Annotated in this window: 23 protein-coding genes; 10 read left to right on the top strand and 13 right to left on the bottom strand. The window is 69.1% G+C overall.

Annotated elements, in window-relative coordinates; translation table 11 throughout:
- Window positions 1-9: 9 nt before the first annotated feature.
- Complete coding sequence (locus ACIA12_RS30530; protein ID WP_396370631.1) at window positions 10-435, bottom strand: CBS domain-containing protein; 426 nt, start codon at window positions 433-435, stop codon at window positions 10-12.
- A gap of 84 nt (window positions 436-519) precedes the next feature.
- Between ACIA12_RS30530 and ACIA12_RS30525 the strand changes: the two genes are divergently transcribed.
- Window positions 520-1776 carry an MFS transporter gene (locus tag ACIA12_RS30525; RefSeq protein ID WP_396370630.1) on the top strand — a complete coding sequence of 419 codons (1257 nt, stop codon included), beginning with the start codon at window positions 520-522 and terminating at the stop codon, window positions 1774-1776.
- Between the two features lie 47 nt (window positions 1777-1823).
- On the opposite strand, the gene ACIA12_RS30520 is transcribed toward ACIA12_RS30525, so the two are convergent.
- Together ACIA12_RS30520 and hisN are read right to left on the bottom strand one after the other, a co-directional pair.
- The gene (locus ACIA12_RS30520) at window positions 1824-2639 is read right to left on the bottom strand and encodes an SAM-dependent methyltransferase (RefSeq protein WP_396370629.1); all 816 of its coding nucleotides are present in this window, start codon (window positions 2637-2639) and stop codon (window positions 1824-1826) included.
- A 53-nt stretch (window positions 2640-2692) separates the two neighbouring features.
- Window positions 2693-3472, bottom strand: a complete 780-nt coding sequence (gene hisN, locus ACIA12_RS30515) for a histidinol-phosphatase (protein ID WP_396370628.1) — start codon at window positions 3470-3472, stop codon at window positions 2693-2695.
- A gap of 138 nt (window positions 3473-3610) precedes the next feature.
- Between hisN and ACIA12_RS30510 the strand changes: the two genes are divergently transcribed.
- Window positions 3611-4105 carry a DUF2231 domain-containing protein gene (locus ACIA12_RS30510; RefSeq protein ID WP_396370627.1) on the top strand — a complete coding sequence of 165 codons (495 nt, stop codon included), beginning with the start codon at window positions 3611-3613 and terminating at the stop codon, window positions 4103-4105.
- A 35-nt stretch (window positions 4106-4140) separates the two neighbouring features.
- Here the strand turns inward: ACIA12_RS30510 and rsgA are convergent, their stop codons facing one another.
- From rsgA to ACIA12_RS30470, 8 genes are all read right to left on the bottom strand, one after another.
- The gene (gene rsgA / locus ACIA12_RS30505; protein ID WP_396370626.1) at window positions 4141-5133 is read right to left on the bottom strand and encodes a ribosome small subunit-dependent GTPase A; all 993 of its coding nucleotides are present in this window, start codon (window positions 5131-5133) and stop codon (window positions 4141-4143) included.
- The gene (gene aroA, locus ACIA12_RS30500) at window positions 5133-6404 is read right to left on the bottom strand and encodes a 3-phosphoshikimate 1-carboxyvinyltransferase (protein WP_396370625.1); all 1272 of its coding nucleotides are present in this window, start codon (window positions 6402-6404) and stop codon (window positions 5133-5135) included. Before aroA ends, rsgA begins: the two co-directional genes overlap by 1 nt.
- Before the next feature lie 177 nt (window positions 6405-6581).
- Window positions 6582-7172, bottom strand: a complete 591-nt coding sequence (locus ACIA12_RS30495) for a DoxX family protein (RefSeq protein WP_396370623.1) — start codon at window positions 7170-7172, stop codon at window positions 6582-6584.
- A gap of 91 nt (window positions 7173-7263) precedes the next feature.
- Complete coding sequence (locus ACIA12_RS30490) at window positions 7264-7989, bottom strand: DsbA family oxidoreductase (protein ID WP_396370622.1); 726 nt, start codon at window positions 7987-7989, stop codon at window positions 7264-7266.
- A gap of 254 nt (window positions 7990-8243) precedes the next feature.
- Window positions 8244-9041, bottom strand: coding sequence for an alpha/beta hydrolase (locus ACIA12_RS30485; protein WP_396370621.1), 798 nt, complete (start codon window positions 9039-9041; stop codon window positions 8244-8246).
- A 28-nt stretch (window positions 9042-9069) separates the two neighbouring features.
- Window positions 9070-9777: an alpha/beta fold hydrolase gene (locus tag ACIA12_RS30480; protein WP_396370620.1), complete on the bottom strand. Its 708-nt coding sequence runs from the start codon at window positions 9775-9777 to the stop codon at window positions 9070-9072.
- A gap of 135 nt (window positions 9778-9912) precedes the next feature.
- Window positions 9913-12564: an ATP-binding protein gene (locus tag ACIA12_RS30475; protein ID WP_396370619.1), complete on the bottom strand. Its 2652-nt coding sequence runs from the start codon at window positions 12562-12564 to the stop codon at window positions 9913-9915.
- 91 nt (window positions 12565-12655) lie between these two features.
- A complete protein-coding gene (locus tag ACIA12_RS30470) occupies window positions 12656-13960 on the bottom strand; it encodes an ArgE/DapE family deacylase (RefSeq protein ID WP_396370618.1) in 1305 nt (434 codons plus the stop codon).
- A 256-nt stretch (window positions 13961-14216) separates the two neighbouring features.
- Here ACIA12_RS30470 and ACIA12_RS30465 point away from each other — a divergent pair, with 256 nt between their 5' ends.
- From ACIA12_RS30465 to ACIA12_RS30450, 4 genes are all read left to right on the top strand, one after another.
- Window positions 14217-14684, top strand: a complete 468-nt coding sequence (locus ACIA12_RS30465) for a hypothetical protein (RefSeq protein WP_396370617.1) — start codon at window positions 14217-14219, stop codon at window positions 14682-14684.
- Between the two features lie 100 nt (window positions 14685-14784).
- Window positions 14785-15927, top strand: a complete 1143-nt coding sequence (locus tag ACIA12_RS30460; protein WP_396370616.1) for a hypothetical protein — start codon at window positions 14785-14787, stop codon at window positions 15925-15927.
- Window positions 15928-15931: 4 nt separating this feature from the next.
- On the top strand, window positions 15932-17032 hold the full coding sequence (locus ACIA12_RS30455; RefSeq protein ID WP_396370615.1) for a hypothetical protein: 1101 nt from the start codon (window positions 15932-15934) through the stop codon (window positions 17030-17032).
- The gene (locus ACIA12_RS30450; protein WP_396370614.1) at window positions 17032-18468 is read left to right on the top strand and encodes a hypothetical protein; all 1437 of its coding nucleotides are present in this window, start codon (window positions 17032-17034) and stop codon (window positions 18466-18468) included. Before ACIA12_RS30455 ends, ACIA12_RS30450 begins: the two co-directional genes overlap by 1 nt.
- Window positions 18469-18672: 204 nt before the next feature.
- Here ACIA12_RS30450 and aspS read toward each other — a convergent pair whose 3' ends face one another.
- Together aspS and ACIA12_RS30440 are read right to left on the bottom strand one after the other, a co-directional pair.
- Window positions 18673-19962: an aspartate--tRNA(Asn) ligase gene (aspS, locus tag ACIA12_RS30445; RefSeq protein ID WP_396370613.1), complete on the bottom strand. Its 1290-nt coding sequence runs from the start codon at window positions 19960-19962 to the stop codon at window positions 18673-18675.
- Window positions 19963-20227: 265 nt separating this feature from the next.
- Window positions 20228-22528 (bottom strand): sigma-70 family RNA polymerase sigma factor, encoded by a 2301-nt coding sequence (locus ACIA12_RS30440; protein WP_396370612.1) that lies wholly within the window; start codon window positions 22526-22528, stop codon window positions 20228-20230.
- Between the two features lie 238 nt (window positions 22529-22766).
- Here ACIA12_RS30440 and ACIA12_RS30435 point away from each other — a divergent pair, with 238 nt between their 5' ends.
- From ACIA12_RS30435 to ACIA12_RS30420, 4 genes are all read left to right on the top strand, one after another.
- A complete protein-coding gene (locus tag ACIA12_RS30435; RefSeq protein WP_396370611.1) occupies window positions 22767-23582 on the top strand; it encodes a hypothetical protein in 816 nt (271 codons plus the stop codon).
- Window positions 23583-23734: 152 nt separating this feature from the next.
- Complete coding sequence (locus ACIA12_RS30430; protein ID WP_396370609.1) at window positions 23735-24535, top strand: SOS response-associated peptidase; 801 nt, start codon at window positions 23735-23737, stop codon at window positions 24533-24535.
- Window positions 24532-25119 carry a hypothetical protein gene (locus ACIA12_RS30425; protein WP_396370608.1) on the top strand — a complete coding sequence of 196 codons (588 nt, stop codon included), beginning with the start codon at window positions 24532-24534 and terminating at the stop codon, window positions 25117-25119. Before ACIA12_RS30430 ends, ACIA12_RS30425 begins: the two co-directional genes overlap by 4 nt.
- A 271-nt stretch (window positions 25120-25390) precedes the next feature.
- On the top strand, window positions 25391-26023 hold the full coding sequence (locus tag ACIA12_RS30420; RefSeq protein ID WP_396370607.1) for an alpha/beta family hydrolase: 633 nt from the start codon (window positions 25391-25393) through the stop codon (window positions 26021-26023).
- Window positions 26024-26174: the final 151 nt, after the last annotated feature.

The following is a 26174-nucleotide window of genomic DNA, read 5'->3' as shown; positions in this document are numbered from 1 at the left end:
ACCTCCCGGCTAGCCCGAGATGTAGTTGGAAAGTTGCTCGCGCTCGAACTCGAGCTCGCCGATCCGGGTCTTGACCACGTCGCCGATGCTGACGATCCCGCTCAGCACGCCGTCGGTGACGACCGGGACGTGCCGGATCCGCTGATCCGTCATCAGCCGCATCAGGTTGTCGACCAGGTCGTCCGGCCCGCAGGTGTGCACCTGCTCGGTCATGATCGCGCTGACCCGGACGTCGCCCGCGTCCGGCGTCCGGTGCAGGAGCCGGACGATGTCGCGCTCGGAGACGATGCCGGCCACGGAGCTGCCGTCGGGGCTGACGACCAGCGCGCCGACGTTGTGCTCGGCCAGCAGCGCGAGGAGTTCGGTGACGGTGGCTTCTGGGGAGATGGTGACGACCTGGTTGCCTTTACCGCGCAGTACGTCGTTGATCTTCACGGAGCCTCCTGGTGATGGAGTGAGCCCAATACCCAAAGGTAGCGAATAGAACCAGTGAGCGGCAGGTCTGGCACAATACAGCCAGTGACCTGGCGTGAGGACCTGTCCGTACTGCGGCATCGCGACGTCCGGGTCTTCGTCAGCGCCCGCTTCATCTCGATGCTGGGCTCCTCGATCGCCCCGATCGCGCTCGTCTTCGCGGTCCTGGACGTCTCCGACGCGGCCAGCGCCGTCGGCCTGGTGCTCGCCGCCCGGAGCATCCCGAACGTCGTCTTCCTGCTGCTCGGCGGGGTGATCTCCGACCGGCTGCCGCGCAAGCTGGTGATCATCGTCGCGAACTCGGTCAGCGGGCTGACCCAGGCGCTCGCGGCCGGACTCGTGCTGTCCGGGCACGCTCAGATCTGGCAGCTGGCCGCGATCGAGGCGGTGAACGGGATCGCCGCGGCGTTCGTGATGCCCGCGATGACCGGCATCCTGCCGTCGATCGTGGATCGCACGGAGCTGCCGCAGGCGAACGCGGTCTCCGGTTTCGCCCGCTCGATCGCGTTGATCGGCGGCAGCGCGGTGGCCGGCGTGATCGTCGGTCTGACCAGTCCCGGCATCGGGCTGGCCGTCGACGCGGTGACGTTCGGCCTGGGCGCGGTCCTGATGTCCAGGCTGTGGCTGGCACCGATCGAACGGTCGGAGACGTCGGTGCTGCACGACCTGCGGGTCGGCTGGACCGAGTTCGTCTCCCGGCAGTGGGTCTGGACCGTCGTGGTGGCCTTCCTGGTGCTGAACATGATCTTCTCGGCCTGCTACTCGACGCTCGGCCCGGTGATCGCCGACGACACCTTCGGCCGGGTCGGCTGGGGTGCGGTGAGCGCCTGCTTCGGCGCCGGATTGATTGCCGGCGGCATCGTGATGATCCGGGTCAAGCCGAAGTACCCGGTCCGGATCGGCATGTTCGGCATGCTGGTGATGGTGCCGATGTACCTGGTACTGGCGCTCGCGCCGTACACGGCCGCGGTCGCGGCGGTGGCGTTCGTGGTCGGCGTCGGGTTCGAGATGTTCGGGATCGGCTGGGAGACCGCGCTCGGCCAGCACATCCCGCTCGACAAGCTGTCGCGGGTCTCGTCGTACGACATGCTCGGCTCGTTCGTCGCCGGGCCGATCGGTCAGCTGATGGTCGGGTACCTCGCTGCCGTCACGAGCGTCAAGCTGGTCGAGCTGTACGGCGCCGGCCTGCACCTGGCGATCGTGGCGGCCACGCTGCTAGTGCCGTCGGTATGGCGGCTGCAACGCCATCAGACCGTGCAGGACCGGCTGCCTGGTCAGCAGCAGGTCCAGGACTCGATCTAGGCTGTCAGGCCTTCACGGCCAGGGCGGCGGCGTAGGCAGTCAGGCCGTCAGGACTTCACGGCGAGGGCGGCGGCGATCAGCCGGGACCAGTCGCTGAGGTCGTCGACCGGCTGCTCCGGGCGCCACTCGACCGACGGCACGATGCCCGGCTCGAGCACGGTCAGGCCGTCGCCGAACAGGGCGAGGATCTCGTCGTCGGTGCGCCACCGGCCGCGGCCGAGCGAGCCCTGGAGCAAGGCCTGCATCTCGGCGCTGCGCGGGTCGTTCTCGCTGCGGAAGTGGCTGATGAAGAAGTAGCTGCCGGCCGGCACCCGGTCGTACCAGAACCGCACGACGCCGGCCGGGTCCTCGTCGTCGTTCAGGTGGTGCAGCACCGCGCTCAAGATGATCGCGACCGGCTTGTCGAAGTCGATCAGCGCCCGGGTCTCCGCGCTGTCGTAGATCGTCTTGGGGTCGCGCAGGTCGGCCTGGAAGACGGCGGTGTTCTCGTTCTCGGCGAGCAGCGCGCGGCCGTGCGCGAGCACCACCGGGTCGTTGTCGACGTAGACGACCTTGGTCTCCGGTGCGTGCCGCTGCGCGACCTGGTGCACGTTGTCGGCCGTCGGCAGCCCGCTGCCCATATCGATGAACTGCCGCACCTTCGTGGTCCGGACGATCTCCCGGACCGCCCGGATCAGCGCGCCACGGTTGTCGAACGCGATCGCCTGCGAGCCGGGCAGGCCGTTGATGAACTTGTCCCCGAGGGCCCGGTCGACGGCGAAGTTGTCCTTGCCGCCGAGCAGGTAGTCGTAGGTCCGCGCGATGCTCGGCCTGGTCGTGTCGACGCCCGGAATCACGACGCCTTCGTTACCTGCTTCGCTCATCGCGGCATGGTCCTTCCGATACGAACTGTTCGACGGTGAACACTTTATGCGATCTACCCCAGCCGGCGGAGGACTTCCTCGTGCAAACGGCCGTTGGTCGCCACGGCGTTGGGACCGTTCGGGCCCGGGGTGCCGTCGACGGAGGTGAACTTGCCGCCGGCCTCGTCGACGATGATGGACAGGGCCGCCATGTCGTACAGGTTGAGCTCCGGCTCGGCGGCGATGTCGACGGCGCCCTCGGCGACCAGCATGTACGACCAGAAGTCGCCGTACGCGCGGGTCCGCCAGGCCGACTCCATCAGGTCCGCGAACTCGTCCTTCTTGCCGAGCTTCTCCCAGCCCTTCAGCGAGGAGTAGGAGAGCGAGGCATCCTCGACGGTCGAGACGTCGCTGACCCGGCACGGCTGGGCGGACATCAGCGCGCGGCCGGTCCACGCGCCGTCGCCGTACGACGCCCACCAGCGCCGGCCGAGCGCCGGCGCGGAGACGACGCCGACGACGACCTGGTCCTCGATCATCAGGCTGATCAGGGTGGCCCAGACCGGTACGCCGCGGATGTAGTTCTTGGTGCCGTCGATCGGGTCGACCACCCAGCGTCGGACGCCCCAGCCGGTGGTGCCCTCCTCCTCGCCGACGAAGGCGTCCCGCGGCCGGGCCCGGGCCAGCGTCTTGCGCATCACGTCCTCGACCTTGCGGTCGGCGTCGCTCACCGGAGTCAGATCCGGCTTGGTGGCGACGTGCAGGTCGAGCGCCTTGTAGCGGTCCATCGTGGTGGAGTCGGCGTCGTCGGCCAGGATGTGGGCGAGCCGCAAGTCGTCGGTGTGCGAGGGCATGCCGGAAGGCTAGCCGGGCGGCGGGCCCGTACTAAGGCCTGGGTAAAGATTGCGGCTAGGTCTCGGTCCGGTTGAACCATCTCGGGTGATTGAACGTGCCACTAGTGTCTGAGAACACAACGACTAGCTGGAGGCCTCATGTTCGAGCGCTTCGGGGATCTGCCGCTGCACGTGCTGGTGATCCACCTGACGGTGCTGGTGCTGCCGGTCGCCGCGCTCACCGCGATCGTCTACGCGGTGGTGCCGAAGTGGCGCTGGTTGCTCCGCTGGCCGACCCTGGTGCTCGGGGTCGGGTCGCTGGTCTGCGCCTTCGTGGCGAAGGAGAGCGGCGAGGCGTTCGTGGCCGCGGTCCCGCAACTGCAGCCGCTGGTCAAGATCCACCAGGACCGGGGCGATCTGCTGTTCTGGTTCGTGCTGGTCTTCGCACTGGTCGCGGTGGCCGCCTTCCTGCTGCTCACCGGGCCATCCGCGCTGGCGAGCGGAAAGGGTGCCAAGGCAACCAAGAGCCGCCCGCTGGAGCTGATCACCAGCGCGGCGATCGTGGTGATCGGCGTGATCGTGATCATCCAGACGATTCGGACCGGCGACGCCGGCGCGAAGGCAGTCTGGGACGGACAGCTCCCGCCGAAGTAGCCAGTACGCCGGCGCGCGGCTGTCCGGAGTACGGGCTAGGTGGTCTCCAGGTCGCGGCCTTCGCGGCTGGCGAGGAGACGGCGGAAGGAGGCGACTCGTTCCGCCTCGACGCGACCCGCGGCGACTGCTTCGTCGAGGGCGCAGTTCGGCTCGGTCTCGGAGTGGGTGCAGCCGCGGGGGCAGTCGTGCGTCTCCTCGGCCAGGTCGGGGAACGCGTTGATCAGCTGATCCGGCTGCACATGCGCCAGCCCGAACGACCGGATCCCCGGCGTATCGACGATCCAGCCACCCTCGGGCAGCCGGAGCAGCAACGCGCTGGTCGATGTGTGCCGGCCGCGACCGGTGTTGTCGTTGACGACGCCGATCGCCCGGTTCGTGCCGGGCACCAACGCGTTCACCAGCGTCGACTTGCCGACGCCCGAGTGGCCGACCATCATGCTCGTCCGGTCGTGGAGCTGCTCTCGCAGTTCAGTGAGATCGCCGTCGATCTGGGTGGCGACGGACTCGACGCCCAGCGGCCGGTAGATCGACAGCAGCGGCCCGGGATCGGCGAGGTCGGTCTTGGTCAGGCAGAGCAGCGGGCGCATGCCGGCGTCGTACGCCGCGACCAGGAAGCGGTCGATCAGCCTGGTCCGCGGTTCCGGGTTGGCGACCGCGACAACGATGACGAGCTGGTCCGCGTTGGCGACCAGCGGCCGCTCGACCGGGTCGTCGTCATCGGCGGACCGGCGCAGCAGTGTCTTGCGGGGGAGCACCTCGACGATCCGGGCCAGCGTGTCCTTGTCGCCGCTGGAGTCGCCGTCGAGCTTGACCAGGTCGCCGACGATGACGCCCTTGCGGCCGAGCTGCCTTGCTTTCATGGCGGTGACGACGCGATCCGACTCGCCGACCCAGCAGGTGTAGCGGCCGCGGTCGCGGGTGATGACGAAGCCGATAACGGCGTTGTCGTAGGTCGGGCGGTCCTTGGTCCGCGGCCGGGTGTGGCGCTTGGGCCGGTCGTACTTGGCTTCCTCGTCGTACTTCGACATCAGTTCACCAGCGCCGACCAGAGCTCGGGGAATTCCGGCAGGGTCTTCGCGGTCGTCGCGATGTTCTCGATCTCCAGACCGGGGACGACCAGGCCGAGCACGGCGGCGGCGTGTGCCATCCGGTGATCGTGGTACGTGCCGAAAAGCCCACTGTGCAAGGGTTTCGGCCGGATCTCGAGGCCGTCGGGGGTCTGCGTCACGTCGCCGCCGAGCGCGTTGAACTCGGTCTCCAGCGCGGCCAGCCGGTCCGTCTCGTGGCCGCGCAGATGGGCGATGCCGCGCAGGTACGACGGCCCGTCGGCGAACGCGGCGATCGCCAGCAGTACCGGCGTCAGCTCGCCCACCTCGCTCAGGTCGAGGTCCAGGCCTTCGATCCGGCCGGTGCCGCGGACGGTCAGCTCGCCGTCGGTGAGCGTGACCTCGGCGCCGAAGCGGGTGAAGATGTCGGGCAGTTGACCGCCCGGCTGGGTGGTCTCGGCCGGCCAGCCGGTCACGGTCACCTCGCCACCGGTGACGATGGCGGCGGCCAGGAACGGCGCCGCGTTGGACAGGTCGGGCTCGATCGCGGTGTCGAGCGCGCGAATGGGGCCGGGGGCAACGAGCCAGCGGTTGGGCTGGCTGTCGTCGACCTGGACGCCGCGCTCGCGCAGCATCGCGACGGACATGTCGAGGTGCGGCTGCGACGGGACGGGTTTGCCGTCGTGGATGATGTCGACGCCTTCGTCGTACCGGGCGCCGGCCAGCAGGAGAGCCGAGACGAACTGGCTCGATCCCGAGGCGTCGAGGGTGACCTGGCCGCCGCGGACGGAGCCGGTGCCGCTCACGGAGTACGGCATCCGGCCGGTGCCGTGGTCCTCGATCTGTACGCCGAGAGCGCGCAGCGCGCCGAGGATGACGTTCATCGGGCGTTCGCGGGCGTACGGATCGCCGTCGAAGGCGATCTCGCCGTCAGCCAGCGCGGCCACCGGCGGGACGAAGCGCATGACCGTGCCGGCCAGGCCGCAGTCGACGCTCGCCGGGCCCTTGAGGGAGCCGGGGGCGACGGTGACCAGGCCGTCCTGCTCGGTGATGCCGACGCCGAGGGAGACCAGCGCTTGGCGCATGAGGTTGGTGTCGCGGGCCACCAGCAGCCCGGAAAGGGTGGATGGACCGTCGGCGATCGCGGCGAGCACGAGCGCCCGGTTGCTGATCGACTTCGACCCGGGCACGGTCACCCGGCCACGGACCGCCACCGTCGCGGAAGGTGCCGGCCACCCCTGCTGCGCTGTCATCTCACTCCCAGCTCTCCGAAGATTCCGCCCCGAGCCTATCGGTCGGGCATGCCGGCCGTACGCGGCGGAACCTCACGAAGTCAGGTTCGAGGCGGTCGCAGCCCCGAACTCGGGCCGGCCCGGAGGTGAGTCCGGCCTTGCCGAGCCGGGTCAGCCGCAGGGCAGGTCGGCCTTGGCTCAGCCGAAGGGGAGTTCTGCCTTGGCGGCGTGGGCGGCCAGCTTGGCCTCGCGGCGGGCGGTGCGGGCGAACTGCTTCGCCTCCCGCTTCGCCAGCTTGGCGCCGCGCTTCGTCTCGCGTTTGGCCGCCTTGGCTCCATGCGTGGCGCGCCAGGCGACGCCCGGCTTGCCCTCGGTGTCGACGGCGGCGAGCAGCAGCCCGCCCATGATGCCCAGGTTCTTCATGAACTGGACCTTCTGAGCCGCCTTCGCGGCCTTGTCGGTCTCCTGCCAGAACGAGTGCCCGGCGAGCGTCGTCGGCACCAGCGAGCCGGCCAGCAGTATCGCGCCGAGCCTGCGGCCCTTGCCGCTGGCGAGCGCGAGGCCGCCGAGCACCTGGGCGGCGCCGTTTAGCCGGACGAGGTTGACCGTGCTCTCCGGGATCCGGTCGCCAACCTGCGCCGGGGTGACCTTCTGGATCAGCGGGACGAACCGGTCCGCGACCGGTTGAGCCTTCGCGACATGCGGCTCCGGGTCCCGGATCGCCTTCGCGCCCTGGACGACGAAGATGGTGGACAGCAACGGCCTGGCCAGTGCGCGCACGACAGTCATGGCTCCTTCTTACCTGGTCCGACAATCCCGGTGGGGCACCAGGTGCCCGTGTGTCTTGTACCCAGCCTGAATCCGTTTGTGCGATCCAGGCTTAGATCGCGCAGCCGTCCGGGCCGCAGGCGGCGTCGTCGGTGCTGCCCGGAGTCGTGATCAGCGTCACCGCCGGACGGTCCGCGGCGGCCCGCCGGATCGCCTCGGTGAAGACCTCGACCGGCTGGGCGCCGCTCACGCCGTACTTCTGGTCGATCACGAAGAAGGGGACGCCGTTCGCGCCGTACGCGAGCGCCTGGGCCTGGTCGGCCGCCACGTCGTCGGCGTACGCCGTACCGGCAAGGACCTCGGTGACCTGGTCCTCGGGGAGGCCGGTCTCGACGGCGAGCCTGGTCAGCGTCGCGTGGTCGCCCATCGGGAGGCCGTCGGTGAAGTAGCCCTTGAGGAAGCGCTCCTTGAGCCGGTCCTGCGTGTCGGCCGGTACTTCGCCCGCCTCAGCGAGCTCCAGCGCGAGGTGGAGGACGCGGTGGGCGTCCAGCGTGTTCGCCGACTTCGCGTCCTCGAGGTGGAAGTCCAGCCCGACCGCGGCGGCGCTCTTGGTCACGTGCGCGTTCGCCTGCTCGCCCCACTCACGCCCCCGGCCGTACTTCTCGCCGAGCCGCAGCGCCAGGTCGCGGGGGTCGTCGTTGGTCGACGACGGGTCCAGCTGGAAGCTGTGCCAGACGACCTCGGCCTGCTCGCCGGAGGCCGTCAGGGCCTGTTCCAGGTGCCGCTTCCCGATGTAGCAGAACGGGCAGACGACGTCGGACCAGATATCTATGCGCATGAAGCTGAAAAACAGTCAGTACTGCCGCTGTATTCCCAAGAACGCCCGGCCCCGAGGATCCGGGACCGGGCGACTTGGGCTGGAAGATGGCGAGTGCCCTGAGTCGGACGCTCGTGCACATCTCCGGCGCCCAGGCACGCACCTCGCGGCACTGGTGAAGCGTCCACGATGCTTCGCATCGAGGACGCTCCTCCAGCACCGCGATGCACGCACCTGACCACCGGAGCTGAAGCACGATCGTCCGACTCAGGACACTAGCGGTTGGTGGCGGCCTGCTCGATCAGCTTGGTCACCGGGGTGGGCTCGGACAGCATCACCAGGTGGGACGCGCCCTGGACCTTGACGGTCTTGGCGCCGGCGCGCTGGGCCATCCAGGCCTCGGCCGCGGGGGCGATGGCGCGGTCCTTCGACGGCAGGATCGCGTACTTCGGGAGGTCGGCCGGGGCGGACTTCTTGATCACCTCGGTGAAGGCCGACGCCGCGATCGGACGCTGGGAGGCGCCGAGCAGCGACTGCTCGCGGTACGGCAGGTCGTCGGCGAAGACGGTGCGGAAGGCCTCGGGCTTCATCGCCAGGTCGACGCCACCGGCGTACGAGATGACATCGGTGGTGTCGGGGCCGATCTCGCTGCCCGGGAACTGGGAGTTGAGTCCGCCGACGGTCTCACCGGCCTGCGGGATGAAGGCCGCGACGTACACGAGGGCCTTGACGTCCGGGGTGGAGGCGAGCTCGGTGATGATCGCGCCGCCGTAGGAGTGGCCGACCAGCACCTTCGGGCCGGGGATGCCGGCCAGTACGCCGGTCAGGTACTTGGTGTCGCTCTCGGGACCGCGCAGCGGGTTGGCGGGGACGACGACCTTGTAGCCGTCGCGCTGGAGCTTCTCGCTGACCTTGTTCCAGCTGCCGCCGTCGGCGAAGGCGCCGTGGACCAGGACGATGGTCGGCTTGGGCTTGCTCGGGTTCTTGTCGGTGTTCGCGGTGGCGGCGGTGGCGCCGGTGGCCAGCAACGCGAGGCTGGCGACGGCTACGAGGGTACGGCGAAGGGGATTCATGATCTGTTACTCCTGTTGGGTGTGAGGATCAGAGCGCGGAGGCGATGAAGGCGGCGACGGTCTTCGGCTGGGAGACCGAGACGGCGTGCGAGGCGTCGACCTCGATCGTGGTGCCGCCGGCGCGCTTGGCCATCTCGCGCTCGCCGTCGGGGTGGATGGCCTGGTCGCCGGTCGCGATCAGGAAGTGGGTGGGCAGGCGCTTCCAGCTGGCCGCGGGGGCCGGCTCGCCGAACGCGGCGGCGGCGATCGGGCGCTGCGAGCGGCCCATCACATCGGCCTGCGCGGCCGGTACGTCGGCCGCGAACAGCTGGTGGAACTTGTCGGTCGCGATGCTCAGCCAGGTCTCTTCGCTGCCGTCCGTGGCCGGCAGGTTGTGCGGTGCGAGGCCGGTACCGAAGTCGGTCGCGGGGAAGCTCTCGTTCAGGCCGCCCAGGGTCTCGCCCTCGTCCGGTGCGAAGGCCGCGATGTAGACCAGGCCGGTGACGTTGTCCGCCTCGTTGGCCGCGGCGGTGATGACCGCGCCGCCGTAGGAGTGGCCGACCAGGACGACCGGGCCGTCGATCTCGCGGACCTGGGCGGCCAGCCGGCTGCCGTCGCGGGCGATGCCGCTCAGCTCGTTGGCCGGCGCCAGCGTGTTGATGCCGCGGGCGGTGAGGTCGGCGACGACCTCGTTCCAGCTGGACGCGTCGGCGAACGCGCCGTGGACCAGGACGACGGTGGTGGCTTTCTCGCTCATCTTTGTTCCTCGTTCTCTTCCGTAGGATTTCCAGCACCGCAATAGAACCCCGGATCGGTGCGCCCCCGAATCGACCGAACAGCGGAAGTCGGATGAACTCTCCGGGCGGGTCAGCTCACCCGGTGCACCCAAATCTCATGCGTTTGGGGGAGACGCGAACCGTTCGAGCACCAGCCGGGTCAGCTGCACCCGCGAGTTGACCCCCAACTTCCCGAACGCCGCCCTCAGGTGGGTCCCGACCGTACTGGCCGACAGCACCAGCTCATCCGCCGCCGACCGGTTCGTATGACCCTCAGCCACCAGCAAGGCCACCCGCCGTTCCATCGGCGTCAGCGCTTCCCACCCCAACTCCGGCCGCTGCTGCACCGCAGCCCACCTCCGCCGCCGTACGCCGGCCGCCTGAAGTATCGCCTGCACCCTGGTCGCCGGTGCGGCCGCACCGAGCTCGGTGAAGGTGGCGAGCGCACTCTCCAGCGCGGCAACAGCCTTCGCGCGCTCCCCGTGCTCCAGTTCGACTCTGCCGTGCAGGGCCTCCGCGCATGCCAGCAACAGCGGCCGCGGCGAGCTCCGCAGGTCGTCGACCACGTCAGCCATTCGGGCCCGGGCAGCAGCCACGTCCTCATCCACCGTGGCGTGGAAGGTCAGGTCGTTCCAGCAGCCGGCCAGCTGGGCCGTGGACCGGAACGTCACAGTGGGGCTCGCCTCGGCCTGGCTTGCCAGGAGCTCAGCTGCCCGGGTGGCGACCTTCACGTCCGAGGTACTGGTGGCCGCATTGAGCAGGAGGGTGTGGCGCTCGGGGTAGTCGAGCGGGGCGTCCAGCAGCCTGGTCGCGGCGGAGGTGTCTCCGTCGGCCACCTCCAGCAGCGCGCGGATCTGGTCGTCGGTGGCTTGTTCGCGGGCCTCGGAGAGGCGGCCCTTGAGCAGGGCCACCAGGGCGAGGATCTGGCGGGCGGGGGTCTGTGACGAGAGGTCGAAGACCTGCGGGCTCCAGCGGAGGCAGGCGTTCGCGGCATCGGCGGCCGCGGCGAGGTTGCCAGTGGCAAGCTCCAGGCGCGCGCGCAGCACCGACAACTGCGGGGCGAGCCAGGAGTCGCTCGTACCGATCAGCTCCTTCAGCCGGGAGAGGGCACCGGCCAGGTCGTCGAGCTGCGCCCGGCAGAACAGTTCGTCGAGCTCGATGAGCATGGCGGGCAGACTTCCGACATCGTCGCCGGTCGCGGCTCGTGCCGCGCGGTAGAGGCCGTACGCCTCCACGTACCGGCCGACTGCCTTGGCGCGCTCCGCCTCGGCCAGTTGCTGTACTCCGGCCGCGACCGGGTCGGTCGTCTCGAACGGCTCTTCCAGCCGAGCCAGCACCCGGTATGCCCGCAACCTGGCGGCGAATGGCGCCGAGGCGCCCGGCACGTCCAGCTCGGACAGCCCTAGCCTCCCAGTGGCCCACATGTGCGGCATCAGTCGCAGCCGGATCGCCGCGCGCAGGTCGGGGGAGACCGGCCCCCGGTAGAGCGCAGTACCGCCCAGCAGGTCGTTCGCGAACGCCTCAGCGGCCGCGAACTGCCGTCCACCGAGCAGTACTTCGACCACGTCCTCGCCGACGTCACCACGAATGGCATCGTCGACAGGTGTGAGCTCGAATGTCTGCTGGATCACGCTGATCGCCGTGATCGACATGGTCTCCAGCAGCTCGTGGGCGGCCTTCCGGAGAGTGCTGATGGCACCGAGGTCACCAGTGGCGGCCGTGGCCAGGATGTGCGGTGCAGCAGCTGACGCACCCCGTCCGTTGGCGAGCAGCTGATCCGCGATCGCCCGGTGCAGAGCCCGCTGGGCCGAAGGTGGCACCTCGGCCAGTACTGCGGACCGCAGCAGCTCGTGCCGGAAGCTCAACGTAGAGCTCCCGTCAGCCAGCAACCCGGCGCGCATGGCCTCGTCCAGCGCGCCGGCCAGCCTGGCGATCGGTTCACCCATCAGCAGGGCGACATCGTCCAGCTGGAACTCGCTGCCGAAGACAGCCGCCGTACGAAGCAACGCCTGGCACAGTTCCGACGTACTGCTGACACGTCGCCGCACGCCCTCCACCAGGCCGTCCGGCAGGTCGGCCAGGTACAGCCCGGCGACCAGTTGCTCAGCCAGGAACGGCACACCCTGTACGCCGCTCAGCCGGACCGACAACGCGGGGTCGACCCGCGTGCCGAGCCGGTCGGCCGCCAGCTCCAGGACGGCCTCCGTGCTCAGCGGAGCCAGCTGGATCGCGTGGACCGGTACCTGGTCGCGGACGGCGTCCACGAGCTGGTCGAACAGGCCACCCGGCGCAGGGCGGGTAGCGAGCAGCCACATCACCTTCGCGCGGCTCAGCCGGGCGATGACAACCCGCAGGACGAAGTTGGTCAGCGGGTCGGCCCACTGGGCGTCGTCGAGAACGATCAGGGCCGAGACGCCGTCCAGCCGCTTGCCGAGCAGGTCCGCGAGCCGCTCGCCCAGCCAGAGCGGTTGAGCGTTGAGGGAGGCCAGCTCCAGGAAGTGTTCGGTACTGATGAGCGGCTCCGGGCCGGACCGGAGCGCAGGAGCCAGGGACGCGAGCGGGCTGAGCTCATCCGTCTGGTGGGCCGCAGCCTGGGCTACCAGCAAGCCGTGCCGCTCCGCCTGCTCCACGAGAGCCCGCACCAGGGCAGACTTGCCGATGCCGGGCTCGCCGGTCACCACCGTCAGCGACGCGTCGCCACTCTCCGCAGCGCGCATGGCCGCCAGCAGTTGCCCCAGCTCGGCTGAGCGCCCCCGCAGCGGTTCCATTGCCACTTTCTACCACTAAGGGAAGGAAGGAAAGCGGAGAGAGAAGGAACTAAGGGAAGGAAGGAAAGCGGAGAGAGAAGGAGGCGGCGTCCTAACCACACCGCCGTAGCGCGAGTAGAGCGTAGGTGCGGGCGCAGTGGAGAACTTCAGCCAATGGAACGTGCTCGTCGGTTGCATGGGCGTAGCGGACGTCCCCTGGGCCGTACTGCAACGTGGGAATACCTGCAGCCGCGTACTGCCGCAGGTCCGACCCATAAGGCCCGCCCTTAACTTCCGGCACGTCAGGAGCACCCGCAGCCGTTGCCGCCTGCAACGTGTGGTCCAGTAGCGGATCGCCCTCTGGGAGCAGCCCGGACGCGAACACCCCACCGGGCCAGCTGACCTTGACCGGGTGCTCGCGCAGCCAGGCGTCGCCCTCACAGGCCTCGGCTACCGCCTGCTCGAACGCCCGCCTGGCGTCAGCGACCGGCTCGCCCAGGCGTACGCCGTACCGGCCCTCTGCGACGAGTAGGTCGGGCACAGTGCTGGCCCAGTCGCCCGCCTGGACCGTGCCGACCGACAGCGGGTTGGCGAGGTCGAGGTGTTTGAGCAGGGGGTGCGGGTCCCGGTTGCGCTCGACCTCCAGCCGTACCAGCGCCTCCTGGATGAGGGCGAACTTCTCGATCGCGCTGACCCCGCGAGTACGGGTCGAGCCGTGCGTCGCGAGGCCAGGGACCTCGAGGCGGAAGGTGAGGGAGCCCGCGTTCGCCGGGATGACGCCACCGGCGGTCGGCTCGGCGATCAGGCAGGCGTCGCCGGTATGCCCGCGCTTGAGCGTCCCGAACGCGCCCAGCCCGCCGTCCTCCTCACCGACCACGGTGTGCACGGCCAGCGGCCTCCGCAGCGTGACTCCGCTGGCGGCCAGAGCGGCGACGGCGCCGATGATCGCGGCCAGCCCGCCCTTCATGTCGCAGGTACCGCGGCCCCACATGATCCCGTCACTCACCCGCCCCGAGAACGGATCCCCATCCGGCCAGAGCGCAAGATCCCCGACCGGCACCACATCGACATGCCCGTTCAGGATCAGCGCGGGAACGGCCCAGGCCGGGTCCGGCCGACCATGGCCCTCGCAATTGGTGACCGTGCTGCCGCCGAGCAAGCCGACGCAGCCCCATGCCTCGGAGCGGTCGACCTCCCAGCCGGGGAAGTCGGGATCCCCGGTGATCGCGGGCAGGTCGAACTGCCAGTGGTCGACGTCCATACCGAGGCCCCGCAGCCGCGCGGCCACCCAGCCCTGGATCTCGTTCTCGACCGCCGTGCCGTCCACGCTCGGGATCTGTACCAACTCCCGCAGGTCCGCCACGATCCGCGCGTCGTCGACCGCGGCCAGCACGGCTTGCTCAGTCTCAGAGGTCATCGTTCGGTCTCCCGATCCTTCGGCCGGCGCGGGCCGGTGCCGCCGGGGCCAGGCCCGGCCGAACCATACACGCGCCGGACCGCCTTCGGTACCACCGATCACCCGTCAACCGAACTACCCGATCGGAGCGCGAAGTCCACCCGACGAGCCGACAGGAACCAATCGTGATCACTGTCACTCTTCGTGATGTCGGTCCGGTCCGGATCGCGAACGAGCTTCCATCGGATCCCCTGACGGGGAGAGGAGAACGACCACCATGCGGAACAAGAAGAAGATCATCCTGGCGGCCGCCGCGGTCGTCGTCATCGGCGCAGGCTCGGCCTTCGCCTACTGGAGCACCACCGGTTCCGGCACCGGCACGGGCAGCACGTCCGCCGGCGGCAGCGACCTCACCATCGCGCAGACCACCGTGTTCACGCCCTTCTACCCGGGCGACTCGGCGCAGACCATCAGCGGCACGGTCACGAACAACGCGGCCAACAGCGCGTACGTCAACTCCGTCACGGTGAGCATCGCCAGCGTGTCCCAGGCCGTGGGCGCGGTCGGCAGCTGTGACGCCAGCGACTACACGCTCGCCTCGCCGGTCATGTCGGTGGCTTCCGACATCGCCGCAGCCGGATCCCATGGCTTCACCGGCGCGACCTTGAAGTTCAACAACAAGGCCGCGGCCAACCAGGACGGCTGCAAGGGCGCGACGGTCAACCTCGCCTACGCCAGCAACTAGCCCCGCGTCTTCCCGGGGCCGGGCGCAGCGTCGCCCGGTCCGGGAACGCGGCAGTTCGTCGTCCCCTCGTGTCATGCCAGCCGAAAGGAGTGAGGTGCAGATGTCGCCCCGGCGCGTGTTTGCGGCCCTTCGGTCTGCCCATGCCGTCACAAAGCTCGTCCTCGCAGGGCTGTTGGTGTTGCTGGCCGCGGCCGGAGTCGCGTACGCCGCACAGCCGGCCAAGCCCGGTATCACCCTCGGGATCTCACCCGCCGGCCAGTCCATCACCCGCGGCCAGGCCGCCACCTACACCGTGGCGATCACCTCGACCGGCGGCTTCACCGGAACGGTGGCGCTGACCGCGAATGGGGTGCCGACCGGCGCATCGGCTGCGCTCAGCCCGTCATCGGTCACGCTGACCTCCGGCAGTACTGGCACCTCGACACTGACTGTCAGCACCACGGCGAGTACGCCGATCGCATCGGGAACGATCACCGTCAAGGGCGCTGCCGCCGGCAACGTGAACGGCACGGTCTCGGCCGGCCTGACGGTGAATCAGCCGTTGTCGAGTTCGCTGACGATGACCACGACGCCGGCCTCCGTCACGATGGCGCCCGGCTCCACCGCGGCGTACGACGTGCAACTGGCCCGGACGAACCTGCCTGCCGCCGTCACGTTCGCGGTACAAGGAGGTCTTCCCGCCGGCGCGACAGCTGTCTTCACGCCGAACCCGGCAACCGGGAACACCGCCACTCTGCAGGTCACCACACCCGCTACGGCGCCCAACGGCACCTTCACCTTGCGGCTCGTGGGCTCCGGCCCGAGCCCGAGCGGCACCACGCAGTACGCGTACTCGAGTGTCGACCTCGTCATCAGCGCGAACGGCAAGCCGTTCACCATCTCGGGGAACCTCACCGAGCCGCTGGCGCCGGGCATCTCCCGTCCGCTGAACCTCATCCTGACGAACCCGAACAACAAGCCACTGGCCATCTCCAACCTGACCGCGACAGTGCAGTCGGTGACGCGGACGGCGTACGCGATCGCCCACAACCAGCCGTGTACCGCGGCGGACTACGCGGTCACGCAGTACAGCGGGCCCTATCCGCTCAGCGCCCCGGCCAACAGCAGTAAGTCCTTGGCCGACCTCGGCGTCGCCCTGTCCGCCAGGCCGAAGGTGTCGATGCTCAACACCGCGCTGAACCAGGACGGCTGCAAGGGCTCCACCCTCACACTCGCCTACTCCGGCTCAGGTCAGGGGAGCTGAACCCATGATCCGCAGACGCTTGCTTCTCCTGCTCGGTGCAACAGTGGCCCTGCTGACGGCGACTGGAGTCGCGCTGGCCTTCTGGGGCGCGTCCGGCACCGGTACGGGCAGTGCACCGACCGGCACCCTGGACCTGCCGACCAATGTCGCCGCTGAAGCGACACCCGGCAGTGGCACGGTCGCCGTCAGCTGGACCGCTTCGGCCCAGTCGACCGGGTACTACGTCACCCGCATCCGCAACAGCGACAGCTCGACAGCCGCCGCGTGCGGTACGTCTCCTGCAACACCTACGGCCGGTACGTCGTGCAGTGACCTCGCTGTGGCAGACGGGATCTACCACTACGTAGTCACCGGCGTGCTGGCCAGTTGGACAGCAGTGAGCGCCCCGAGTGGGAACGTCACGGTCAACAACACCAGGCCCGCGGTCACGGTCAACCAGGCAGCAGGCCAGGCCGACCCGACCAGGATCGCGCCGATCAACTTCACCGCCGTCTTCGACGCCGTCGTCACCGACTTCACCAGCTCCGACGTGACCGTCACACCCGGTACTGCGACAGCGGTCGTCACCGGGAGCGGTACGGCGTACAACATCGCAGTCAGCGGGCTGACTGGTACCGGCAGTGTGAGCGTGTCGATCGCAGCGAACACCGTGCACGACGCAGCGGGCGCCGGCAACACCGCCTCGACCAGCACCGACAACACGGTCCTGTACGACGTAACCGCGCCGACCACCGCCGCACCGGGGGCCACAGCCGCCGTCACCTTCGGCACCAACCCACTGTTCGTCAACAACGAGGTAGTGACCCTCACCGCCGCAGCGACTGACACCGACTCGGGTGTCGCCTCAGTCACCTACTACTACTGCGCCGGCTCCACCGGCGCTTGCACCAGCGCGAACTGGACCGGCATCGGCACCTCCACAGCCTCAGCAACCAACTTCCCGGTCCCCACTGCCGCACCACTCGCGGCAGACGGCCCGTACCGAGTAGTCGCAGTAGCCACCGACGCAGCCGGCAACACCAGCACACCCAGCGCGGCCACGCCGATCACCGTGGACACCACGCCACCAACCGTCACCCGCCCGACTGTGAACGGACACTCCTGATGATGAAGCCCTGGAAGAGCAAGCTGGTGTGGCTGATCGGCGCCGTCGTCGCGACGCTGGTCGGCGTCACCCTCAGCATCGTCGGCGGACCGGCAGCGTTCGCCGCCACCAGCGGCGTCACCTTCGTCGGTTCGTCGCTGACAGCAGGGGCCACGGCCAGCTGGGAGATCGGCTTCACGACCGCCAACGGCAACGCCGGCGATCTCGCCGCCGGCAACACCGTCATCGTGACCTTCCCCGCCGCATTCACCGAGCCAGGCACTCCGGCCGTGACGCTGATCAGCGGGTTCACGAGCTGTACGGCCACGGCGTCGACGAGCGGTGACGTCGTCACGATCCTGCTGGCCGGTAGCACCTGCGCACACACAAAAGGCACTGCGGCCAAGCTCTCGATCGCAGGGATCACCAATGGGTCAGTGGGCACCTATCCAGCCGCCAATTTCAGCGTTGCGACCTCCAATGACGGCACAGCCGGTTCGCCGTCAGCCGCCATCGTCCTGAGCGCGGGGGCACCAGCGCAGTTGGCCTACACCACCGCGCCACCGGCCACCGGTACCTCCGGCTCCCCACTGGCCACCTTCCGGGTTTCCGTCAAGGACGCGGTCGGCAACACGATCACCACCGGGGCCGGCTCCACCGACACCATCACGCTGAGCATCGCCAGCGGTCCGGCGGGAGGAACGATCGACTCAGCACCCGCGACGTACACCAACGTTGCGGCCGCGGCCGGTGTCGCGGCCTTCAGTGGGGTGTTCTTCACCACTGGTGGGACCTACACGCTGACCGCAACGGACACGAGTCGCACAGGGATTACCACGGCGACCAGTGGCTCGATCGTCATCAGCGTGCCGGCCGGGAGCAAGCTTGCCTTCGCACAAGGCCCGTCTTCCGCCTCGGCGGGGTCGGCGATCTCGCCGGCCATCACCGTTCAGGTGCAGGACTCGAGCGGCAACGCTGTCGCCGCTTCCGGGATCAGCGTCACGCTGGCCGTGTCCGCGGGCGTGATCGACGCCGGGGCCACGGCGACCACCAACAGCGCGGGGCGGGCCACCTTCAGCGGCGTCATCATCAACACGGCAGCCACCGGGCTCACCTTGACGGCGTCGGCGAGTGGGCTGACCTCGTCCCCGGCGTCGGGCGCCTTCAACGTCACCGTTGCCGTGAGCAACGGAGCTGCGTTGACCAGCGCCGTGAGCGACGGCAGCGGGTCGGGGGTGAAGACGGTTTCGTACTACCGCTGCTCCGGCTACACCGGCGCGTGCACGAGCGCCAACTGGACGCTGATCGGCTCCTCGACAACGGCAGCAGGGAACTATCCGGTGACCTGGACCAGTCAGCCCGCCAACGGACCGTACCGGCTGGTGATCGTCGGCACGGACAACGTGAACAACGTCAGCCAGGCGAGCGCCTCGATCCCCGTGACTGTGGCCAACTAGTGCCCCGAGTCCGAAGTTCTTTGACGTGAGCGGCGCCCAGGCACGCACCTCGCGGCAGCGGAGAAACGGCCACGATGGAAAAACATCGAGGCCGCTTCTCCGCCACCGCGATGCACGCACCTGGACACCGCTCACTGTCAAACAACTTCGGACTCGGGGCACTAGCTGTTCCTCCGCCGCGCGGAGGAACAGCTAGCCAGTGGCCTACGGTGTGAGCCGGTGCAGGTCGCGCGGGAACAGCGTGACCTCGCGGACGTTCTCCGCGCCGGTCAGCCTGGCCACGAACCGTTCCAGCCCGATCGCGAACCCGCCGTGCGGCGGCATCCCGTGCTTGAACGTCTGCAGATACGACCGGTACGCCGGTGCGTCCGCCGACTCGCCTCGCGCCTCCAGGGCCGCCACGTACTCGCTGTACCGGTGCAGCCGCTGCCCACCAGTAACCAGCTCAACCCCCTTGAAGAGAAGGTCGAACGAGTTGGACCAACGCGGGTCTGACGGCTGCGGATGCGTGTAGAACGGCCGCTTCACCATCGGGTATCCCTCGACCGCGACGAACTCGCTGCCGTGCTCGCGCAACGCCCACTCACCGATCGCGCGCTCGTCGGCCGGCGCAAGGTCGGGCTCGTCCGGGCTCGCGCCGGCCAGCTTCAGTGCCTCGCTGAAGTGCAGGACGGGCACCTCCGTGGGGATCTCCGGCAGCTTGACGCCGAGCCGCTCCAGCGCGCCACCGGCACGCTCGCCGACGGCTCCGAGCATGTCGGAGATGACGTTCCGCAGTACGGCGAGAACGTCGCGGTGGTCCTGGATGAAGCCGAGCTCGGCGTCGAGCGAGACGTACTCGGCCAGGTGCCGGACCGTGTCGTGTGGCTCGGCGCGGAACACCGGGCCGACCTCGTAGACCCGCTCGAACACCCCGACCATCGTCTGCTTGTAGAACTGCGGCGACTGCGCCAGGTACGCCGGCCCGCCGAAGTAGTCCAGGGCGAAGACGTTGGCGCCGGACTCGGTCGCGGTACCGACGATCTTCGGGGTCTGGATCTCAGTGAAACCCTGCCCGTCGAGGGAGCGCCGGTAGCCGTGCAACGCGGCCGCGGCGACCTCCCACCCGGCCCGGACAGCCGGGTGCCTGAGGGCGACCGGCGCGTTGTCCAGTACTACGTGCAGCCCGGCCCCGACCGTCGGGCGCCAGAGCTCGATGGGCGGCGTCTGTGCCGGTTCGGTCAGCGGCTCGATGACTGGGTCGACGATCTCGGCGCCACCCGGTGCTTGCGGGTTGGCGGCGACGGTACCGGTCACCTGGACGACGGTCTCCTCGCCGAGTTCGTCCAGCTGGGCTTGGGTTTCGGCCGTCTTGACGACGATCTGGCTCAGGCCGGAGCGGTCCCGCAGTACCAGGAAGCTGACGGCCGCCAGCCGTCGTCTTCGATGGACCCAGCCGGCCACCGTGACGGTCTGGCCTACTGCTGAGGGGATCTCGTGGTTGAGAATGCGCATCGCTGTATTCACCTCCGTTGGTTTTCTCGAACCCCGGAGGTGTGGGCGAAGGGGAATCTCGCGGTGCCACCACACCTTCACCGGGTCGTCGTCTGACCCGGCCTCTTGCGTTTCATTCGCTCAGGAGTGTCTTCACGCCCGCCCCGCGCATCGCCTTCCCAGCTTCCGGCGACTCTCTCTGGCGCGAGGTGATGGCCGCTACTCGGTTCCTTCACCACGAACGGCTCCAGGGTAGTTCGCCGCTGGAGCCGCACGCAAAACCAATTCAGCGCTTGACCTTGCCCGGGGGGATGACGACGGTGTCGGTGTCGTGGCGGGCAGGTGTGGTTGCGGTGACGGTGACCGTGTTGGCGGCTCCCGAGCCCGGCCAGGCTGCCCACTCGGTGTTCAAGGGCAACTTGTAGTTGGCGGTGGTGCAGGTGGCGCGGCGTACGTCCGTGGTGCGGGAGCAGATCCAGCCGCGGTCGAACCGGGGGAGGAGAGCCAGGTTGCGGCCCCAGGAGATCTCCAGGGTGACTCGCCCGGTGGTGCCGCTGATGGTCAGGAAGCGGTTGTAAACAAGGGGGTTCGGGTCGTGTCGCGGATCCGGTGTGACGATCCGGAGCAGCGACTCGTCCAGTTGCGGGCCGGGGAGTGTTTCGGAGTCGGTGTCGAAGAGCAGGCCGGCCGTGGCCGATACCGAGTACGTCCGAGCTGCCGAGCTGCCGTCCGGTACTGCGAATGAGCCCGGCAGCGGAGCAGGATGCGACGGGTTGGTGGCGGTGCAAGTGCGTGCTGATGGCGTGCACTTCCAGCCGGCCGGGTTCCCGGCGATCGGCCAGGACAGCGACGAGCCGTACTGGATCTTGACCGTCACGCTCGGCCGGGCGCCGGGCGCGATGACGATGGTGCGGAAGTACTCTTCCGGGTCGGTCTTGCCGGCGACCAGCTTCAGCAGGTTCTCGTCGAGGTGCGGCTTCGGCGCGGGCGGCGGAGCGGCGAGGGTTTCGGAGTCGTCGTCGTACAGGCGGCCGGCCTTGGCCGACACGGTGAAGGTGCGCTGCGCGGCCGTCCCACCCTTGGGGTCCGCGAACGAGATCGGCAGCGTCGCCGGTGCCGCAGGGTTGGTGGCCGTGCAGGTGCCGGTCGCCTTCACGCAGCTCCAGCCCGCCGGGTTGCCGCTGACCGGCCACAGCAGCGCCGAACCGTGCTTGATCTTGATCACGACGGGTTTGGCGTTGGCCTCCGGCACCTTGATGGTGATCAGCCAGGGCGAGTTCGCCGACTCGAGGCTCGCGCCGGACTGGTACGACGCGTCCGGCACGCCGCTCGCCCCGTAGGGCCGGCCGTACGCGACTCCGCCCGGTGCACCGCCGCCGGGCGGCATGCTGATCGTCAGCAGCCCCTCGTCGAGGATCGGCGTGGTCGGCTCGGGCGGTGTCGGCGCCGGGGTGGTCGGCGCGCTGGTCGGTGCCGTCGTCGGCTGGGTCGGGTCGGTCGAGTCGACTGGTTCCGTCGGCTCAGGCTGGGGCTTGGTGGTCGGTGGGACGACGGGAGGCTTCACGGTCGGCGGCTTGGCCGATGGTGGCTTCGCGGTCTGGTTGGCCGGCGGGGGCTGGGTCGGCTGCAGCGACGGTGGCTGGCTGATGACTGCCTGGGGCGTGTCGTTGCCGGTGAGCGCCATCGCGGCGATCACGGCGGCAACGGCGACCACTACGACGGCGCCGGCGCCGACCGCGGTACGGGTGCTGTTTTCTGTTGCCTTGCGCCAGCCGGTGACCAGGAAGCCGACGAAGCCGACCTTGACCCCCGAGGCGGCGGCCAGGTAGCCGAGGCCCGCGGTACCGAGTAGTGCCGGGGCGAGCAGCGCTGGTAGTGCGCTGTTGACCTCGACGAGCTCCAGGTAGACCGCAGTGCACTTGGCGCAGTCGTCCAGGTGCTCGCGGACGTTCTTGTTCTCCCGCTTGGTGAGGCCGCCGCGCACGTACGCGCCCAGGCGCTCAGTAGTCCAGCGGCAGCGGTCTCCGGCGACATCCGCCAGGTGCTGCTGCAGGTAGGCCTGCCGCAGACCCTCGCGGGCCCGGTAGGCGAGGGCAGAGACGCCATTGGCGGTCAGGCCGAGCATGGGGGCGATGGTGGCCGGCTTCTCGCCCTCCACCTCGGTGTGCCAGAGCACTGCCTGCCAGCGCTCGGGCAGGGAGGCGAAGGCCTTGGCGGCCGCGCCACTCTCGAACCCGGTCACGGTCGGGTCGTCGAACCCCTGCGGCTCCCGCTCGTACGCCGCGATGTCGTCCGTGGTCTGGACCTTGCGGCCGGAGCGGATCCGGTCGACGTGCACCCGCCGGACGGTGGTCAGCAGGTATGCCCGGAAGGAGATGTCCGGGCCGCCGCCATTGCGCAGGGCATCGAGCACCTTGGCGAAGGCGTCGCTGGCCAGGTCGTCGGCGTCATTGGCCGGTACCAGCTGGCGGGCCATCCGCTCGGCGGCGTGGTGGTGGCGGGCGAACAGCTCGCCGTACGCCTCGAGGTCGCCGGTGCGGACGCGCGCGATCAGCTCCGCGTCGCTCGGCCCTTCCGGCGTCTCCATCCGTGCTCCCCCTGGGTTTGTCACTACATCGTCACCGTCTGTCAGCTAGTTGCCGGGATCAAGGTTCCCACGAGGGACGGATCCGCGCACCTAATGATGACGACGGCGACTGCTGTGAGGTTACGCGAAAAAAGATCCGGAAATCCGCGTCATGAACTCGTCATCAGGCTGTCTCACCTCCAGTACGACGCTTCCGGCCACCCGGTCGGGAGACGAAGGGGCCACCCGAGGAGGGGACATGTCGCTGTTCGCGGACATCCGCAGACGGCTCGACCTGCGTCCCAGCCGGTCCCTGAACCTGGCGGGGTCGCTCGCCCGGGACCGGCCGGAGGCGTCGTCTGCAGAGCAACCGTGCGGAAGGAGGGAGCCGCACGGCACCGCTGGCATCGACCGCAGCGCCTATCTGGCAATCGCAGAGGCGCTGCGTGACGGTGCCGATGTAGTGCCACCGAGTGACGAGGTCGGCCGCCAGTTGGCGGAGGACGGAGTCTCGCTGCTCGAGGCACTGGATGGGCTGGGTGCGCTGTACCGCTCGATCGCCGGGGGCGAGCCTGCCTTCGAAGCGGTACGCGCACTCAGTTCCAGCTGGGCCGAGGCTTCACTCATCTATCTGCACTCGCTGTCCTGCGAGGACCCGCTGACCGGGCTGTCCAGCCTGGCGCACCTGCGGTCCCGGCTCGGCGAGATCTACCGGGAGGCTGAACTCCGTGGAACTTCCGTACCGGCGACCCACGCACTGGTGGTGGTCGAGCCGCTCCACCCGGGCGGCATCACGCCGCTGGAGCGCGAACTCCGGCTCATCGACGTCGCGGAGTGCCTCCGGATCGTGTTCGCGGGCGGTGACGTACTGGGCCGCCTCGGCGCACGCCGCGCGGCGGCGCTCGTCGGCCGCGAGCCGAACCTGCCGGACCAGGTCGAGACGGTACGAGCCCTGATCACCCAGTGGCGGCTGGACAGCGACGAGCCGCAGCTGGCCCGGGTGTGGATCGAAGGACTTCCGGCGGGCGAGCAGTTCGCCGGCCGGGTGCTGGACGAGTTGGCACGACCCGCATAGGACTTGCGTCCGGTCGCCAACAGGGGGACGACCGGACGCAGCGAACCGGTGGCGGATCGCCTATCACGGGGTAGGCGATCCGTCGCCGCTGTCCTTGCGGCCGCGTCTGGTAGTACCGGATTTTGTCGGTGCTGCTGGTTAGGCTGTTTCGCATGTGTGGTCGCTATGCATCGAGCCGTGATCCTGCCGATCTGGTCGTCGAGTTCGAGATCGACGCCGGCAACGTGAAGGAGTCCGTGCAGGAGCTGCCGGACAACTACAACGTCGCGCCGACCGACGAGGTGATCGCGGTCGTCGAGCGGAAGAACCGGGAGAACCCCGACGAGACGGTCCGCAAGCTGACGACGGTCAAGTGGGGCCTGGTGCCGTCGTGGGCCAAGGACACCTCGATCGGCAGCCGGCTGATCAACGCCCGGATGGAGACGGTCGCGGAGAAGCCCGCCTTCAAGAAGGCCTTCGCCGTCCGCCGCTGCATCCTGCCGGCCGACGGGTACTACGAGTGGTACACGGCCGAGGAGAAGGTCAACGGCAAGCCGGTCAAGCAGCCGTACTTCATCCGCCCCGCCGACGGCGGAGTGCTCGCGATGGCCGGGCTGTACGAGATCTGGCGCAACAAAGCAGTAGCCGACCCCGACCGCGACGACGCCTGGCTGTGGTCCTGCACCGTCCTCACCACCACAGCCACCGACGACCTGGGCCGCATCCACGACCGCATGCCGTTGTTGGTCGAGCCCGACCGCTACAGCGCCTGGCTGAACCCCCTCTCCTCAGACCCCGACGAGCTTCTCGACCTCCTGGTCCCCGCAGCCCCCGGCGTCCTGGAGGCCTACGCAGTCTCCAAAGCAGTAAGCAACGTCAAAAACAACGGCCCCCACCTCATCGACCCCCTCCCACCCGACGGCACCGACCCCATCGACAAGCCGGACGAACCCGAGGAGATCACGCTCTTTTGACCTTCCCGGAGTACCTCTACGCACGCGTCGCCGAGGGCGTCGAAGGCTTCGCCGGGTTGGACGTCGACGACATCTACGCAGTCTCGCTGTACTGCTGGTGCAACGACGACGATCTCCGTCAGCCTGCTCTCGTCGTCGGCCACAACTCCGAGACGCAGGTCGCGGCGGTCCTCTCCACGGCCGGCTACCGGCCCGAAGCGGACGAGGCTCGCTGGAACTACGCGTACTGGCTCCAGGACATGCCGGTCGTCGTCGGCGACCCCGATGATCCGACCGGGGTCAGGTTGGCCCGGGAGTGGATCGAGCAGGCCGGGCTCTGGTACTCCGACGAGCAGGAAGAGGCTGACTTCGACACGACGCTGGAGTTCGGTGGCGTGATCGTTCAGCGCTTCTGGGACGAGTGCCTTCGAGTCGCCCGTCGGTTACACGACGACGGGGTGATCACGAAGGTCTTCGGCCGTTCGGTACCGGTGATCGTGCACGACCTGGAGTACGAGGAGTACCACGTCGACGCGGCCCTGGCCGCCAATCCGCCGGAGCTGGTCGCGGACTACATCGCCTGGATCGAGTCGCTGGGCAGCTGACCCCACCGCCCCCGCCAGCGACTCCCCACAAACGGCTGATCGCCCGCATCCCACCCCCACCAACCCCACCCAAGCAACCTGAGCCTGAGCACCCGGTAGCTGAGGGGGTTAACCCCCTCAAATTGTGCGGTGGTGATGTGGGCGCAGACGGTGGGGTGGCAAGGCGGGCGACGGCGCGGAGCGGCCCAGTGGCTGTTGACCGGTCGTACCGGCCGGCGACCAGGGGTGTGAGCTGGCGCGCGGGGCGGCTGGGGAATGACAGGATGGGGGTGTGACCGATGAACGGATTGTGGCTACTCCGCATGGTGAGGCTCGGATTGTGGCGCATCGGGCTCGGCGGCCGGTGGCTACGTTGGCGCTCGGTCATGGGGCGGGTGGGGGGATCGAGGCCGGGGATCTGGCCGCGTTGGCGGCTCGGTTGCCCAAGCAGGACATGAACGTGTTTTTGATCGAGCAGCCTTGGCGGCGGGCGGGGAAGAAGTTGGCTCCGGCGCCGAAGGTGCTCGACGAGGCTTGGATCGCGATTATTGGGCAGCTGCGGATCAGGACGCCGTTGGTGTTGGGCGGGCGCAGCGCGGGAGCGCGGGTTGCTTGCCGGACAGCGGCTGGGTTGGGGGCTTCCGGCGTACTGGCGTTGTCGTTTCCGCTGCATCCGCCGGGCAAGCCGGACAAGTCGCGGGTCGATGAGTTGCAGGGGTCGCGGCTGCCGACGTTCGTCGTACAGGGGGAGCGGGACCCGTTCGGTACGCCGGAGGAGTTCCCGCCGCTGACCGAGATGGCCGTGGTGCCGGACGGTGACCACTCGTTCAAGGTGCCGAAGCGGGCCGAGCTGACCCAGGACGAGAGTTTCGAGCTGCTGGTCGAAGCTGTGTTCGAATGGGTGACCCGGGAGATCTCCGGCTGAAGCCGCCCTTGCAGCCGCCCTGAAAGTCGCCCTGAAAGTCGCCTGGCGGGCTGGGAATGACCCGCCGGCCAGGCGTGTTGTGATGAGCATGACGGCGATGAGTCTGGCTCCTGCGCGGAAGACCGCGAAGACACCGGTATTCTCGATAACG

The organism is Kribbella sp. NPDC051620, assembly GCF_044453825.1.
Lineage (GTDB): Bacteria > Actinomycetota > Actinomycetes > Propionibacteriales > Kribbellaceae > Kribbella.
This window is presented reverse-complemented; position numbering and strand designations above follow the sequence as displayed.

Bases quoted from the DNA above. Each gene is read 5' to 3' on its own strand.
- ACIA12_RS30520 (WP_396370629.1), bottom strand. From the start codon at position 2,639: ATGAGCGAAGCAGGTAACGAAGGCGTCGTGATTCCGGGCGTCGACACG.
- hisN (WP_396370628.1), bottom strand. From the start codon at position 3,472: ATGCCCTCGCACACCGACGACTTGCGGCTCGCCCACATCCTGGCCGAC.
- ACIA12_RS30510 (WP_396370627.1), top strand. From the start codon at position 3,611: ATGTTCGAGCGCTTCGGGGATCTGCCGCTGCACGTGCTGGTGATCCAC.
- rsgA (WP_396370626.1), bottom strand. From the start codon at position 5,133: ATGTCGAAGTACGACGAGGAAGCCAAGTACGACCGGCCCAAGCGCCAC.
- aroA (WP_396370625.1), bottom strand. From the start codon at position 6,404: ATGACAGCGCAGCAGGGGTGGCCGGCACCTTCCGCGACGGTGGCGGTC.
- ACIA12_RS30495 (WP_396370623.1), bottom strand. From the start codon at position 7,172: ATGACTGTCGTGCGCGCACTGGCCAGGCCGTTGCTGTCCACCATCTTC.
- ACIA12_RS30490 (WP_396370622.1), bottom strand. From the start codon at position 7,989: ATGCGCATAGATATCTGGTCCGACGTCGTCTGCCCGTTCTGCTACATC.
- ACIA12_RS30485 (WP_396370621.1), bottom strand. From the start codon at position 9,041: ATGAATCCCCTTCGCCGTACCCTCGTAGCCGTCGCCAGCCTCGCGTTG.
- ACIA12_RS30480 (WP_396370620.1), bottom strand. From the start codon at position 9,777: ATGAGCGAGAAAGCCACCACCGTCGTCCTGGTCCACGGCGCGTTCGCC.
- ACIA12_RS30475 (WP_396370619.1), bottom strand. From the start codon at position 12,564: ATGGAACCGCTGCGGGGGCGCTCAGCCGAGCTGGGGCAACTGCTGGCG.
- ACIA12_RS30470 (WP_396370618.1), bottom strand. From the start codon at position 13,960: ATGACCTCTGAGACTGAGCAAGCCGTGCTGGCCGCGGTCGACGACGCG.
- ACIA12_RS30465 (WP_396370617.1), top strand. From the start codon at position 14,217: ATGCGGAACAAGAAGAAGATCATCCTGGCGGCCGCCGCGGTCGTCGTC.
- ACIA12_RS30460 (WP_396370616.1), top strand. From the start codon at position 14,785: ATGTCGCCCCGGCGCGTGTTTGCGGCCCTTCGGTCTGCCCATGCCGTC.
- ACIA12_RS30455 (WP_396370615.1), top strand. From the start codon at position 15,932: ATGATCCGCAGACGCTTGCTTCTCCTGCTCGGTGCAACAGTGGCCCTG.
- ACIA12_RS30450 (WP_396370614.1), top strand. From the start codon at position 17,032: ATGATGAAGCCCTGGAAGAGCAAGCTGGTGTGGCTGATCGGCGCCGTC.
- aspS (WP_396370613.1), bottom strand. From the start codon at position 19,962: ATGCGCATTCTCAACCACGAGATCCCCTCAGCAGTAGGCCAGACCGTC.
- ACIA12_RS30440 (WP_396370612.1), bottom strand. From the start codon at position 22,528: ATGGAGACGCCGGAAGGGCCGAGCGACGCGGAGCTGATCGCGCGCGTC.
- ACIA12_RS30435 (WP_396370611.1), top strand. From the start codon at position 22,767: ATGTCGCTGTTCGCGGACATCCGCAGACGGCTCGACCTGCGTCCCAGC.
- ACIA12_RS30430 (WP_396370609.1), top strand. From the start codon at position 23,735: ATGTGTGGTCGCTATGCATCGAGCCGTGATCCTGCCGATCTGGTCGTC.